Annotated in this window: 16 protein-coding genes; 12 read left to right on the forward strand and 4 right to left on the reverse strand. The window is 51.9% G+C overall.

The window, feature by feature from the left end; genetic code table 11:
• Positions 1-399 precede the first annotated feature (399 nt).
• A complete protein-coding gene (locus DQG23_RS40795) occupies positions 400-927 on the reverse strand; it encodes a hypothetical protein (RefSeq protein WP_113036802.1) in 528 nt (175 codons plus the stop codon).
• Positions 928-1154: 227 nt separating this feature from the next.
• On the opposite strand from DQG23_RS40795, the gene DQG23_RS40800 reads away from it, so the two are divergent.
• The 10 genes from DQG23_RS40800 (at position 1155) to rsmI (ending at position 8959) form a co-directional block, all read left to right on the forward strand.
• Positions 1155-1340 carry a sigma factor G inhibitor Gin gene (locus tag DQG23_RS40800; protein WP_113036803.1) on the forward strand — a complete coding sequence of 62 codons (186 nt, stop codon included), beginning with the start codon at positions 1155-1157 and terminating at the stop codon, positions 1338-1340.
• Positions 1341-1520: 180 nt separating this feature from the next.
• On the forward strand, positions 1521-3023 hold the full coding sequence (locus DQG23_RS40805; RefSeq protein WP_272949096.1) for an aminotransferase class I/II-fold pyridoxal phosphate-dependent enzyme: 1503 nt from the start codon (positions 1521-1523) through the stop codon (positions 3021-3023).
• Positions 3024-3183: 160 nt separating this feature from the next.
• Positions 3184-3813: a dTMP kinase gene (tmk, locus tag DQG23_RS40810; protein ID WP_113036804.1), complete on the forward strand. Its 630-nt coding sequence runs from the start codon at positions 3184-3186 to the stop codon at positions 3811-3813.
• A 151-nt stretch (positions 3814-3964) separates the two neighbouring features.
• Positions 3965-4294: a cyclic-di-AMP receptor gene (locus DQG23_RS40815; RefSeq protein WP_113036805.1), complete on the forward strand. Its 330-nt coding sequence runs from the start codon at positions 3965-3967 to the stop codon at positions 4292-4294.
• A 52-nt stretch (positions 4295-4346) separates the two neighbouring features.
• Complete coding sequence (locus DQG23_RS40820) at positions 4347-4793, forward strand: YaaR family protein (protein WP_113036806.1); 447 nt, start codon at positions 4347-4349, stop codon at positions 4791-4793.
• Between the two features lie 14 nt (positions 4794-4807).
• On the forward strand, positions 4808-5785 hold the full coding sequence (holB, locus tag DQG23_RS40825) for a DNA polymerase III subunit delta' (RefSeq protein ID WP_113036807.1): 978 nt from the start codon (positions 4808-4810) through the stop codon (positions 5783-5785).
• 114 nt (positions 5786-5899) lie between these two features.
• Positions 5900-6703 (forward strand): PSP1 domain-containing protein, encoded by an 804-nt coding sequence (locus DQG23_RS40830; RefSeq protein WP_113036826.1) that lies wholly within the window; start codon positions 5900-5902, stop codon positions 6701-6703.
• A 48-nt stretch (positions 6704-6751) separates the two neighbouring features.
• Complete coding sequence (locus DQG23_RS40835) at positions 6752-7087, forward strand: initiation-control protein YabA (RefSeq protein ID WP_113036808.1); 336 nt, start codon at positions 6752-6754, stop codon at positions 7085-7087.
• Positions 7088-7195: 108 nt separating this feature from the next.
• The gene (locus tag DQG23_RS40840; protein ID WP_113036827.1) at positions 7196-7984 is read left to right on the forward strand and encodes a tRNA1(Val) (adenine(37)-N6)-methyltransferase; all 789 of its coding nucleotides are present in this window, start codon (positions 7196-7198) and stop codon (positions 7982-7984) included.
• Between the two features lie 105 nt (positions 7985-8089).
• The gene (gene rsmI, locus DQG23_RS40845) at positions 8090-8959 is read left to right on the forward strand and encodes a 16S rRNA (cytidine(1402)-2'-O)-methyltransferase (protein ID WP_113036809.1); all 870 of its coding nucleotides are present in this window, start codon (positions 8090-8092) and stop codon (positions 8957-8959) included.
• Between the two features lie 137 nt (positions 8960-9096).
• Here the strand turns inward: rsmI and DQG23_RS40850 are convergent, their stop codons facing one another.
• Positions 9097-9351, reverse strand: coding sequence for an AbrB/MazE/SpoVT family DNA-binding domain-containing protein (locus tag DQG23_RS40850; RefSeq protein ID WP_113036810.1), 255 nt, complete (start codon positions 9349-9351; stop codon positions 9097-9099).
• Between the two features lie 411 nt (positions 9352-9762).
• On the opposite strand from DQG23_RS40850, the gene DQG23_RS40860 reads away from it, so the two are divergent.
• Positions 9763-11040, forward strand: coding sequence for an HD domain-containing protein (locus DQG23_RS40860; RefSeq protein ID WP_113036812.1), 1278 nt, complete (start codon positions 9763-9765; stop codon positions 11038-11040).
• A gap of 22 nt (positions 11041-11062) precedes the next feature.
• Positions 11063-11830 carry a TatD family hydrolase gene (locus tag DQG23_RS40865; protein WP_113036813.1) on the forward strand — a complete coding sequence of 256 codons (768 nt, stop codon included), beginning with the start codon at positions 11063-11065 and terminating at the stop codon, positions 11828-11830.
• Positions 11831-12086: 256 nt separating this feature from the next.
• Here the strand turns inward: DQG23_RS40865 and DQG23_RS40870 are convergent, their stop codons facing one another.
• Positions 12087-13379, reverse strand: a complete 1293-nt coding sequence (locus DQG23_RS40870; RefSeq protein WP_113036814.1) for an ABC transporter permease — start codon at positions 13377-13379, stop codon at positions 12087-12089.
• Positions 13376-14119 (reverse strand): ABC transporter ATP-binding protein, encoded by a 744-nt coding sequence (locus DQG23_RS40875; RefSeq protein WP_113036815.1) that lies wholly within the window; start codon positions 14117-14119, stop codon positions 13376-13378. Before DQG23_RS40875 ends, DQG23_RS40870 begins: the two co-directional genes overlap by 4 nt.
• Positions 14120-14259: the final 140 nt, after the last annotated feature.

Below are 14259 nucleotides of genomic sequence, written 5' to 3' on the forward strand. Positions count from 1 at the left end.
AGCCCTCCAGCGCCAATGGTACTTGACCCGCAGGGGTCTGGGAGAGTAGGACGTTGCCAAGCGAACGAAAGCCTCTTTACCGGTTAATCGGTAAAGAGGCTTTTTTGTATGTTCGCGGAGGTAACGCTGACGGAAAAGTGACCATTCGGCACGAATGGCAGTCCCCAGCATCTAATAATCGCGAACGGATTTGTCCTACTGTGAATGAAGGACCTCCGGCTTCACATAAATGGACCGGGACCTGCCTCGGAGATCAACATTAAAAAACGTTAACGCTTTATCTACGTTAACGTCACTTGTAGCCTAAGCAGCCGCTGAACCTTCGCGCTTTGGTGAACGCTGCAACCGAGGCAATTTTCGGATTCGAACCGTCATCGCGCGGAGTCCTAGCCAAGGCAGCTAGGTAATGTAAAACGATGTGTCCAGCGGATTGCATTTGATCAGGCCGGATTTTTTGAGCTTGTGAAACTGCCAGAGATGGAAGAGCCGAGGGAGCAGAACCCATGCATGCATCATAAGTAAGCTGTAGAAGTAGAGAGGTTGAACCCATACATAAGCTAATCCTATTACAGCTGTGCCGACTATGGAGAGATGCAAGTGCAGACGTTTATATAGAGATGAAGGAATAAAACCTTCGGGCAAGTAGCCGACGGACGGAAAGTTGAGCTTGAACTTCCATACGTTGCGCTGGTTTGAGTGCGCAATGGCAAGCAGTTGCCGCAGCAGTAAGGCGTGCAAGACCTGAACCAATACATACGCGATAACGATTGTAATGAAAGCGGCTAGCCCGTACGCTGTGACGAGGCTGATGACGCCTAACGCGAGAATACCTGCGTACAACGTTTTATAATAAGTACTGTAAGGTATTTTCTTTAGCAGCGTGTAGTTGTAAATAGTCGAGTGCTCGGATAGATGACGATCCTTCATGTTGCCTCCTGACAAAGTAAACAAGGATGGTTCTATAGTTATTATCGGACATAATAACCGGGATTGGAAGAGCCGTAAGGAATTCATTTAATTAGAATGATTGGTACAAACACGCAGCGCCCTCTTTTCTCATATGAATATACAAAGCAATGAAAGCCGTCATGTAAAATTAGTTTAAGAGTTTTGGTTATCGGTTATACTAATAGAAAAGAATCGGGGTGACGCTTATGGAAGAGCTGAAGCAAAGCGTCTGTATCATATGCAATGAGCCGAAAGCGGAAGGAATTCTGGTCGTATCGGAATTTATTTGCGAAGAATGCGAAGCGGAAATGGTCCGTACGGACGTGCAGGATGCCAAATATCCTTTCTTCATTCATCAGATGAAACAAATATGGTATAGCAAAAATGCTTAATCGGACAGATGACTTGGAAAGCCATTTATTCTATTATAGAGGAAAGGAGGATAAGCGGATTATCCTCCTTTTTGCTGTAGTTTATCAGATAGCATATCGTGGAAGCGGCTCTAAACCTACGGTAAAGGGCATCGTCTAAGACACCGATAGGCGTTTATCCTTGTGACGGGAGGAAAGGCATTGGACAAGTATCGGGCGCCTATATATGAAAAAATGGCGGAGCATCATTTACAAAGAACGGCGAGTTTTCACGTGCCTGGTCATAAGAGCGGGCAAGGCTTGTATGGCGGGGCGGAATCTTTTTTTGCCGGCGTGCTGGCGATCGATTATACGGAAATTACGGGACTGGACGATTTACATAGACCTTCGGGCGCGATAAAAGAAGCCCAAAGCTTGGCAGCCGAGTGCTTTGGCGCGGAGGAAACGCTTTTTCTGATCGGAGGAAGTACGGTCGGCAATTTAGCGCTTATTACAGCGATATGCGGCCCGGGCGATATCCTCATCGTTCAGCGTAACGTGCACAAATCGGTACTGCATGGCTTAATGCTTGCCGGAGCGCGGGCGGTGTTCGTATCGCCTCGCTGCGATGAGCAATCCGGTTTGGTAACCGGCGTTCGTACTGAAGATATAGATCAGGCTCTGCAGCGGTATCCCGAAGCCAAAGGCGTGCTGCTTACCAATCCGAACTATTACGGAATGGGAATCGATCTGACGCCGATCGCGAAGCTTGCCCATGCACACGGGAAGCCTCTGCTGATCGATGAAGCGCATGGCGCGCATTTTGGTTTTCATCCCGATTTGCCGAGTTCGGCATTAAAGTGCGGGGCTGATGCGGTCGTACAGTCCACCCATAAAATGCTCACGGCCATGACGATGGGCGCGATGCTCCATCTTCAGGGGGATATCGTCGATCGCGATACGGTGAAGCAGCGGCTGGCGATGCTCCAAAGCTCGAGTCCGTCTTACCCGATTATGGCTTCGCTCGATTTGGCGCGCCGTGAGGCTGCCGTAAACGGACCGAGTCGAATAGAGGCCGCATTGCCTGATATCGCGCGGCTTCGTGAGCGGATTGGGGAGCTCGAGTGCTATGACGTTGCCGCACGCCGCCCGGAGACGACTGCTTATGAGACGTTCGATCCGTTCAAGCTGACGATTGCCGATCGAACGGGGATGCTAAACGGGTTCATGCTGCAGGAAGAGCTTGAGCAAAGAGGCTGTTTTGCCGAAATGGCCGATACGGAGCATGTTCTGCTCGTTCTTAGCTTGGTTTCGACTTCCCAAGACTATGAGCGGTTGTACGAAGCGCTGGCCGATATTGCAATCAGCAGGAATTTGCGTAATAACGCCGAAGAGCGACTTCGCAGAATCGGTTCGAATAATCGGGATAACCGCGTATGGGCAAGCGGTTTATCGGGAAGCGTATCGGAGCCCGTTTTATTTACTATGACAATAGGGCAAGGACAAGTAGAAACGGTTTCGCTTGAAGAAGCGGAAGGCTGGATATCAGCTGAAATGGTTATCCCTTACCCGCCGGGGATTCCGCTTTTGTATCCGGGAGAAAGAATCACGGATGCGTGCATCGCGGAGCTTCTGCGATTGGCGAAGTTCGGAGCACGGTTCCAGGGACCGGCGGATAAAAGCTTGCGGTATCTTCGCGTTTATGTCGATCGGCCGGCGGATTAGCGGGTCTCGGGTAATAAATGCAAGGAAAATTGAGGATTAACCGCCAAATAGCATGTTTTTCGCGATTTTTCGTATGTTATCAGGTTGCAAAAAGAGGATTTCTTGTGAAAAAAATCGAATATTACTATATACCGAATAAACGACGAATGGGGCATCTCCGATGAACAAAGGGCTTTTTATCACAATCGAGGGCGGGGAAGGCGCCGGAAAAACGTCGATGATCGGGCGAATTCAAGCTTTGCTGTCGCAGAAGGGCCGAACTGTCGTGACGACACGGGAGCCGGGCGGCATTCGCATAGCGGAGCGGATTCGCGAAGTGCTTTTAAACCCGATGCATACCGAGATGGACGAACGTACCGAAGCGCTCCTCTATGCGGCGGCCCGGAGGCAGCACTTGGTTGAGAAGGTCACGCCTGCGCTGGAACGCGGGGACATCGTGTTATGCGACAGATTTATCGACAGCAGTCTCGCCTATCAAGGATATGCGCGCGGATTAGGCATAGAAGAAGTATACACGATCAACAAGTTCGCGATCGGGGGGCTAATGCCCGACGTGACGTTTTTTTTGGATTTGGCTCCGGAGGTGGGCCTCGCCCGTATCCGCTCCAATGACGGCCGAGAAGTGAATCGGCTTGATTTGGAGAAGCTCGATTTCCATCGCCTTGTTCGGGAAGGGTACTTGGAGCTGACCCGCCGTTTCCCGGAACGCATCGTAAAGGTGGATGCAGACCGGACGCAGGACGAAGTCTTTGCCGACATAAAAGCGGTTTTGGAGCGCCATCTGGCGTAGGATCCGGCCCCGGCAGCATAACGAAGAACGAATGCGAACATATTGGCGTATAGTGTATAATGGGGCATATACCCGAATGTAGCTTTTTGTCTGCTTTTACTAGGAGAACGGTTTGCCTTTTTGCTGTATAATTTTATAAGGAGGGATTGCCATGAAGCTGGTCATTGCCGTAGTGCAGGACAAAGATAGCAATCGTCTTTCCAATGCTTTGATTAAAGCGGGGTTCCGCGCGACCAAACTAGCCAGTACCGGAGGATTTCTGCGGGCGGGCAACACGACATTTATGATCGGTGTCGAGGATGACCGCGTGCAGGAAGTCATGCAGGTCATCAAGTCCAACTGTAAAATCAGGGAGCAGTTGGTCACGCCGGTATCGCCGATGGGCGGCACGACTGATTCATACATTCCGTTCCCGGTTGAGGTTCAAGTCGGCGGCGCGGCGGTCTTCGTGCTTCCGGTTGAACGTTTTGAACACTACTGATCGTAAGAGGCTGCGTCCTATTGCGATACGATAATGAAGGTAGGAAAATCCGATGAAAATCAATCCGGGTTGGCGCCCCCTCGGCAAAGATCTGAAGCCCGCCGACAATCTGTCGAATCGGGACGTGCAAGCTAAGACGTTCTCGGATATGATGCGTCAGAACGGCGAGCAAGCGTCTACCCATGAGCTTAATCGGATGATCCAGCAGATTCAGCTGCAAAGCGAAAGACTGGCGAAGTCGATGACGGTGCGCGAGCTTCGCCAGTATAAGACCTTGATCAAGCGTTTTCTCGAAGAAACGGCGCGAAGAGGCGTTCAGCTTCGGGAAACGCGCGGTTGGGATCGCCGCGGGCGCACGAAGCGCTATAAGCTGCTCGAAGAGATCGACGAGAAGCTTCTTTCCATGGCGGATGAACTGCTCGAAGACGAACAGGGGCGGATCGAGCTGCTGCAGAAGATCGGTGAAATTCGCGGCATGCTCATTAATTTCTTATTTTAAACGAGGATCTATCCATGTCATTTCAATCGATACCCGGCCAGGAGCGCGCAAAACGGATGCTGCAGAACGGGCTGCGGCAGGACTCGTTATCCCATGCCTATATTTTTAGCGGTCCGGTCGGTTCCGGCCGCGAACGGATGGCGCTGGCTCTGGCGAAAGCGGTTTTTTGCACGGAAAACCGGGATGACGCTTGCGGGGAATGTCTCGCGTGCCGCAAGGCGGAGCATGGCAATCATCCGGATTTGCATGTGATCGAGCCGGACGGCGCTTCTATTAAAATAGACCAAATCCGCGATCTGCAGAAGCAGTTTGCTTATCGCGCAGGTGCAGGACAGCGGAAAATGCTCATCCTGAAGCACGCGGAGAAAATGACGCTGCAGGCGGCGAACAGTCTGCTCAAGTTTTTGGAGGAACCGCAATCGGCGATGACCGCCATTCTGATTGCGGAGAACGGACATGCCTTGCTGCCGACGATACGTTCGCGGGCGCAGTGGATTCCGTTTACGCCGATGGCCAAGAGGACCATGGAGCAGTTGCTCGTCGGCGAAGGCAATTCGAACGCGCTAGTGCGCTCGGCGGCGCAGCTGACTGCGGGATTGGACGCGGCTCGTTCGCTGGTGCATGAGCCGTGGTTTGCAGAAGCGAGAAATGTAGTGATACAATTGGCTAAAGATACGCTCACCCGCTTGCCGAGTGCAGCGGTCACGGCCCAGCAGAAGGTGATCAAGTCGGAGCTGGCGGAGCGTCTGCCTGCCTTGCTCGACCTGTGGCTGCTGTGGCTGAAGGATATGATTCATCTGCAATCCGGAAATAAAGAAGATATCGTTTATATAGATCAGGTGGAAAGCATGGTGCCGATTGCGCTCTCCAAAGAGCCCGGATTTTGGGTCGCGTGCATGGAGCATGCGTTGGAAGCGCAGAAGCGGCTTCGTACGAATGCCAACCCGCAGCTTGTATTGGAGCAGCTCATGATTGCCATGCATGACGCGTAATCGTCCCGAAGACGGAACGTTGTCGGACGAGCGTGCTTATTGCTGGAGAATGCGCCGAACAAGCGGCGATTTCCGCACGATGAATGGACAAGCTACAACCTGGAGGTGATATTCGTGTATTCCGTAGTAGGCGTTCGCTTTAAGAAAGCGGGCAAAATTTTTTACTTCGATCCGATCGATCTGCAAATACAGAAAGAAAGCCATGTCATAGTCGATACGGCCCGCGGGCTCGAATACGGGAAAGTTGTTATAGGCAAACGGGACGTGCCGGAGAATGATGTCGTTCTGCCGCTAAAGAAAGTGATTCGCCAAGCGAATACGAGCGACGAGCAGATCGTTTCCGCTAATAAAATCGCCGCGCAGGAGGCGTTTGGGACTTGCCTGAATGCGTTTAAAGATTATAAAATGAAGCTGATAGACGTCGAATATACGTTCGACCGGAGCAAGCTGTTTTTCTACTACACGGCGGAAGGCCGCGTCGATTTCCGGGAGCTGTTGAAGCATCTGGTCAAGCTTTACCGTACGCGTGTCGAGCTGCGGCAAATCGGGGTTAGGGATGAAGCCAAGCTGCTTGGCGGAATCGGTCCTTGCGGTCGTACTTTATGCTGCTCGACTTTTCTAGGCGATTTTGAACCGGTTTCGATCAAAATGGCGAAGGATCAAAATTTGTCGCTGAATCCGACGAAAATATCGGGTCTTTGCGGCCGCCTCATGTGTTGCCTCAAATATGAACATGATAACTATGAAAGCGCCAAGGACGAGCTGCCGCGCGTCGGCAGGCTGGTCGTCACTTCCCTTGGCAACGGCAAGGTGATCGGCCTGAACGCGGAAGAACGAACGGTAAAGGTGCAAATTTTTGACCTTGGCAAAGTGGTGGAGCTTCCGTCGGAGGACGTTGCCGAGCAGGAAATCACATAGGGGAACGATTATTCAATACGGCGGATTTCGGAGCACTGGGGTGAAACGGTGGATAATCAGGATCTTTTCGGGCAAATGGAGCGAATGGAAGAGCAGTTTGCCCTTGCTTGCGCCGACATGTCATCGCTCAAAGCGAAGTTTGTTCAACTGCTCGAGGAAAATAAGCGGCTGACGATCGAGAATCAACAGCTGCGTAAATTGCTGAAGAAAGACGCCCCCCAAGAAATTTCCGACCGTCCGGGGAAAGAGGTTCCGGCTGTCGGCGAAGGTTACGATAATTTGGCGCGTCTGTATCATGAGGGTTTTCACATTTGCAATGTGTATTACGGACATTTGCGGATGGAGGGAGATTGTCTCTTCTGCTTGTCGTTTCTGAATAAATAATTCCCGCCGTAGAGAGTGGATCTCTGCGGCTTTTTTTGAGAAGTGATGCCAACTTGCACGATTATGCTGATTTCTGACGATGACGATTTCAAAAAAGCGAGGCTTACGATGACAACCGTTTCTTTACAGCCAAACGAACGGCTCGACGATTTATTGACGGAAGAGCTCAAAATCATACAAAGCGACGAAGTGTTCAGCTTTTCGATGGATGCCGTGCTGCTGGCACGTTTCGCCACTGTTCCCGTCCGCGGTAAAATGATCGATCTATGTACGGGGAACGGCGTCGTTCCGCTGCTGCTGTCGACACGGACGAAGGCAGCGATAACCGGGGTGGAAATCCAGGAGCGGCTTGCGGATATGGCGCAGCGAAACGTTGTCCTGAATCGTCTCGAGGGGCAAATCGGAATGCTGCAGGGCGATCTGCGCACGATTCACGAGTTATTAGGCTATGGCGTTTACGATGCCGTGACGGTAAACCCGCCGTATTTGCCGGTACAAGCCGGCGAGCAGAACATCAACACGCATATAGCCGCAGCGCGGCATGAAATCTTTTGCACGCTTGAGGATGTGGTATCCGCTTGCAGCAGGCTTGTCCGCACCGGGGGACGCGTGGCGATGGTGCACCGGCCATCGCGTCTTATCGATATCGTAGGGTTGATGCGGCAGGCTCGCCTCGAGCCCAAACGTATCCGTTTTGTCCATCCGAGAGCGGGGGCCGAGGCGAATATGGTGCTTATCGAAGCGCTGCGCGACGGCAAGCCCGATCTGCGGCTTTTGCCCCCGCTCATCGTATATAATGAAGAAGGCCGTTATTGCGACGAGCTGATGCGCATTTATTATGGAGAATCGCTGTCGTTAAGCGGCAATGCGAATACGCCGGAGAACGGCAAGGAATAAACGGAACTAGCGAAAAAGATATGACGATGTATGGCAGCGGCGGTATTCGGTGCAAACTGATTGTATACGCCGTCCGAGATCGTTGATGCGATAGGAGAGTTAGGTGTGGACGTACAGCAAAGCTACCGCCAGGAAAAAGAACAAGGCAGTCTCTATCTGGTAGGAACACCGATCGGCAATCTTGAAGATATGACGTTTCGCGCCGTCCGGATTTTGAAGGAGGCGGCGTTGATCGCTGCAGAAGATACGCGGCAGACGCGCAAGCTGTTGACGCATTTTGATATTCAGACGAGGCTGGTCAGTTATCACGAGCATAATAAAGAGGCCAGCGGCAAAGAACTGGTCAGACTGATGCTGGAAGGGCAATCGGTGGCGCTCGTAAGCGATGCGGGATTGCCTGCTATTTCGGACCCGGGCTACGAGCTTGTGAAAGCGGCTGTGGAGGAAGGCATTGCGGTTATCCCGATTCCAGGGGCGAATGCGGCGCTGTCGGCTCTTATCGTATCGGGCTTGCCGACGGAAAGATTTTTGTTTGCCGGATTTTTGCCGCGGGACCGCAAAAGCATGCATGAGGAGCTGAGCCGTTTGCAATCGGTCGAAGCGACGCTTCTATTTTATGAATCTCCGCATCGTATTTCGAAAACGATCGATCATATGCTGGAAGTATGGGGGAACCGTCAAGCTGCGTTAGTGCGGGAATTGACGAAGCGATACGAAGAAGTCGCTCGGGGCACGCTAGCCGAAGCTCAGGTCTTTTTGCAGCAAAACGAACCGCTAGGAGAATATTGTCTGGTAGTAGCAGGTGTAAGCAAAGAGGAGCGTGCGCTTGCGGAAGCCGGATGGTGGAGCGAATTTACGCCGGAGCAGCATGTGTTGCATTATATCGGACAAGGGCTCGACAAGAAGGAAGCGATCAAGAAAACGGCGGCCGATCGAGGCGTGCCGAAACGCGAGGTTTATAACCTGCTGGTTTAGCCGGCGGGTGAATCTCCTAAATAAAAAAAAGGATCCTGAGCAGCGGTGACTAGCACTCGCGAACGCTCAGGAACTAGAGGAGATATGAAAAAGGTTAGAATTAACAAATGGGATAATTCTATTATAACCGATATTTCTTATTTTGTCACAGGTGTTGGCATTTCCGACAAACATTCGTGACAAACTATTTTTCCTTTGAAGTATGTAACGTTCTCGGCATTGCCGCAGAAGATACATGCAGGCTCGTATTTTTTCAGCATGATGCGCTCGCCGTCCACATAAATTTCCAGCGCGTCTTTCTCCCCGATACCCAATGTGCGGCGAAGCTCGATTGGAATAACAACCCGTCCCAGCTCGTCAACTTTTCTAACAATACCAGTGGACTTCATCATAATATATGTTTCCCCTCTCAGCATAAATCGTCATTATTCGACAAAATACCTCGTCTTTTATGATACCAACCATTCCCATAATAGTCAACCTATTTTGAAGTGGTAGAATAACCCAAATGGTAGAATGTGCGAGAACCTAGGTATATGTGCGTTTTGCGCTAATTATCAACGAAAAATGTGATAAAATGCACATCGATTTGCATGCTGAAGAGGTTTTTTTGCTGGAAAACGAATTAAGACATAATTCGACAAAAACGACGTTTTACGTGTCGAGGAAGTGTCGAAAAAAGCGATTAATCGACTTGTCGGAAAGCTTAATTCTGGAAGCGGCCATATGATATAGGGTAAAATAGAATAAGAAGCAAGCGGCATGTCGAAGACAAGGCAATTGCAATTAAGGAGGGAAACGGAATGAAGACGATGCTGTCGGAAGAAAAAGTGTTCAAGGATCCCGTTCACAAGTACATCTACGTGCAGGATGAGACGATCTGGGATTTGATTAATGCCAAAGAGTTTCAGCGGCTGCGGCGTATCCGGCAGCTCGGCACCTCATATTTGACGTTCCATGGGGCGGAACACAGCCGATTTTCCCATTCGCTGGGCGTTTATGAAATTACGAGGAAAATCATTTCGCAGTTCGAGCGTAACGAGTATCCGGACTGGCCTTACGAGGAGCGTTTGCTTTGCTTATGTGCGGCATTGCTGCATGACGTCGGTCATGGCCCATTCTCCCATTCCGTCGAGAAGACGTTCGGAACGCATCATGAGGAGTGGTCCTGCCGCATCGTGTTGGAGGATACGGATATCAATCGGATTTTGCGAAGGGTGGACCCGTCTTTTCCCCAGAGGGTGGCCGGCGTGATTTCCAAAACTTATCCGAACGACATTGTAATCGGACTCGTTTCGAGCCAGTTGGACGCTGACCGAATGGATTATTTGCTGAGGGACGCGTATTTTACCGGTGTAAATTACGGCACCTTCGATTTGGAGCGCATTTTGCGGGTAGTTCGGCCGTACAAAGGACATATCGTCGTTAAGGAAAGCGGGATGCACGCGGTTGAAGATTATTTGATGTCGCGGTACCAAATGTATTGGCAGGTTTATTTCCATCCGGTGACGCGAAGCGCAGAAATATTGCTCGGTAAAATATTGGGGCGGGCAAAAGTATTGGCGGAAGAGGGATACGTGTTCGCGTTTATGCCGTATCCGCTTCAGAAGCTGATGGAGCGGAAGCTGACGGTGGAGGATTACTTTTGGCTGGACGAAGCGCTTATGCAGAGCGTTTTTATGCAATGGACCGCAGAAAAGGACGACATTCTCGCCGATTTATGCCGACGCTTCCTGCACCGCATCCTGTTCAAATACGTAGCGCTCGAGCACCTTGACGTCCCTTTTCTCGAACGGATACGCGATCATATGACGTTGGCGGGCAAGGACAGCGCATACTATATGGAAATTGATTTCCCGTCGGATCTGCCGTACGATGTATATCGTCCGGGGGACGCCGACGAGAAGCTGCCGATCATGCTGCTTGACCGCAAAGAGGAGCTGACGGAAATATCCCGGCGTTCGGAAATTGTCCGCTCGATCAGCGGCATCCATATGGGACAGTACCATCTCTATTATCCGGCCGATTTTGCCTCTCATGAGTCGGTGCCGGAGGATATCAAGCGTTTCTTGGGTAGCTAAGCTTACATTAAAGGAGAACAACATGTTAACCGATACGCATACGCATTTGAATGCTGAACAATTTGACGAGGACCGTACGGAGGCGATTAAAAGGGCACAGGAGGCGGGCGTGACGAGGATTGTCAATATCGGCATCAACCGCGAATACATCCCGAGCTCGATTGCGCTGGCGGAGCAATACGACTTCATTTATACGACGGTCGGCTGGCATCCGGTCGATGCGATCGATATGATGCCGGGCGATTTAGAATGGCTGGAGGAGCTGAGCAAGCACGAAAAAGTGGTCGCAATCGGCGAAATCGGCTTGGACTATCACTGGGACAAGTCCCCGAAGGACGTCCAGCAGCGCGTGTTCCGCGAACAAATCAGGCTTGCGCGCAAAGTGGGGCTTCCGATCGTCATTCATAACCGCGATGCCCATCATGACGTGCTGCAAATATTGAAGGAAGAAAAAGCGGCTGAGGTCGGCGGCATCATGCATTGTTTTTCCGGAAGCTGGGAGACGGCCAAACAGTGTATCGACATGAACTTCCATATCTCATTCGGCGGACCGGTGACATTCAAAAATGCGAAGCAGCCGAAAGAGGTGCTTGCGCAAGTGCCGCTTGACCGGCTGCTGCTGGAGACGGATTCGCCGTATTTGACGCCGCATCCTTACCGCGGCAAACGGAACGAGACGGCCTACGTCAGGCTCGTTGCGGAAACGGCGGCGGAAATTCGCGGCATGAGCTTGGAGGAAATAGCCGAAGTGACGACGGCTAATGCGATTCGTTTGTTCGGGCTTAAGTAGCCTAAGTGGAAAACAACCCCGTACCGGATGAAGGTACGGGGTTGTTTTGCAATCTCGGCAGAACGCATTTCCTGCGGATTGCTCAGAAGAATTCGCCGCGTGTTTGTTTGCCAGAATCAATAGGCTTATGGGACTTATTCGAAAGCGTTCATGCCGGAGCAGCCGTTTTACGAAAATCGCGCGATCGCCGCGCCGAATTTCCATCTTAGCCTGTGCCTTGATGGGGCATGGGCGTTTATCCTTTGGCGGCGGCAGCTTAGCCGGCTTGCTGCTTGCGCCGAAGCCTGCGCGCGAGCAGCAAGCGGAATGCAGCGGCCCAGGCTGCGCCGCCTGCAACAGCAAGCGCCGGCGCCGGCCAAGCCGCGACAGGGGCGCAAGCCCATACCGCCGCAAGTACGGCGGCTTGGGCCAAAAGCGCCACGCCCGCAATGTCGGCGGCAGCCGGAATGCGCTGCGCTTCGCCGGCGGGATACAGCTTCAGCCAAAATACATGGCGGTGATATTCCGCCAAGGACGAAAGCTGTATCCCGGTTACCGCTAGCGTGATTCCGTAGGCTGCCGCCTTAGCGGCCGTTCCCGGCAGCGCGGCGACGATGATCGCCGCGACGATCGTCAGCCGGCTCACGATGCCGAAGAGCTCTCCGCGCACGAATGTGGCGGTAAACAGAAACAGGTACGTTTGCCGCTGCGCCATCGGGATGAGCCGGGTGATCGGTTTCATAAGCCAGGCGCGGCTTTTGGCTTGCGAGGGCAGATGCGGCACATCGGTAAACCCGCTGTAAAATCTGTAATGACGAGCCAACTGCCGTTTTTCCAGCTCGATCAAATAAGACCAAGCAATCCGGTGCTTTGGGGCGGCTGCAAGCAGAAGTCCGATTACGATTACCGCGACCAATGCCGCAATCGCTCCCCAGAGCATTCCATGTGCGAACAAAGCGAACGCAGCGGCAAAGTTCAATATCCAGCGAAATGCGGTGATGCCCACTCGCGTTGATTTGACGGTCAATCTGCTTTCATGCCAAGATGCCAGGAGGTTGCTCCATTTATATAGAAGAAGCATGATTGCGAGCCATAACAAAGGAACGGAATCCGTGCCCTGCACACGTGCGTAAAGCGGCCAAACGACTATAACCGCCGCCATAGCCAGTCCTGCATGAATGAGCAAGCTGTATCGAAAGCCGGCTTGGAAATATCCGCCCGACCGGGACTCCGCAGGAAGCAGGAACATCGTATCCGCATTTTTGAGGAACGTCCTCGGTCTGCCGGCCGCTAAGGCGATTGTCACAATCGGCACGGTAATCCATGCTTGGGGGAAATCGCTTGTGATTCCCTTGAGAACTTGTCCGTAGCCGATCGAGGCGACAATGGCAAGGAGAAGAACGAAACCGGGAAATCCGCTTCTTACGACATCACGTAAATAAATATTCATTTCTTTCCAAAAGTCTGCGCACCGCTTGCGCCAAAGTGCACGAATTTGCGGGTCGTTTTCGGCAACCGCCGCTTGTCCGCCATTCGCTATCGTGTCCTTATGTCCCGTTTTTGGTCTCATCGTTCTTCCCCTTGTACGAGCGCATAAAACAAATCGTCCAGCGAAGCGTTCTGCAATCCTGCCGTCCGGTTCATGTCCGAAAGCGTGCCGGAGGCGACAATATCGCCGTGATGAAGGACGACAAAGCCGTCGCAATACGATTCGATCGTCGACAAAATATGAGAGCTGATCAAAAAGCTGGCGCCTTTCCGTTTTTCCTCCACCATCAGCTCCAACAGCGAGCGGATGCCGAGCGGATCCAATCCGAGGAACGGCTCATCAATGACGTATAGCGCCGGCTCGACAAGAAACGCGCACATGATCATCGCTTTTTGCCGCATCCCCTTTGACAAAAAACGAGGTAAAGTGTCAGCCTTCGCTTCCATCCGAAAAAGCTTCAGCAGCTCTTCGCTCCGGCGCTCATAAACGTCGCTTCCGATACCGTAAGCCATCGCTGTCATCCGCATATGGTCGCGGACGCTAAGCTCCTCGTACAGCTCGGGGCTTTCCGGCACATAGGCGAACGAAGAACGATACGCCTGCGGATCGTCCTCCAGCTTCCGGCCGGTTATGCGGATTTCGCCCTGCTGCGGCTTCAGCAAGCCAAGTATATGTTTGATTGTCGTGCTCTTGCCTGCGCCGTTTAATCCGATAAGTCCGATCATCTCGCCGCGGCCTACGGTAAATGTAATATCGCGCAGAATCGGTTTTCTTGCAAAGTACCCCCCGTAAACACCGTTCAGCCGTAAAATGGCTTCCATTTTGCCCCCTCATTTCTTCCAAATCGAATGCTCGTACATCCGAAGAATGTGGAAATTCCTAGTGTGTTTTTGCCCATATCGATTATACCTCTTTGGTGCATTTGTCACAATTTGTATCGAATGTATGCGAAATAGTGATT

Source organism: Paenibacillus contaminans (assembly GCF_003285015.1).
In the GTDB taxonomy this organism is placed as follows: Bacteria; Bacillota; Bacilli; order Paenibacillales; family NBRC-103111; genus Paenibacillus_V; species Paenibacillus_V contaminans.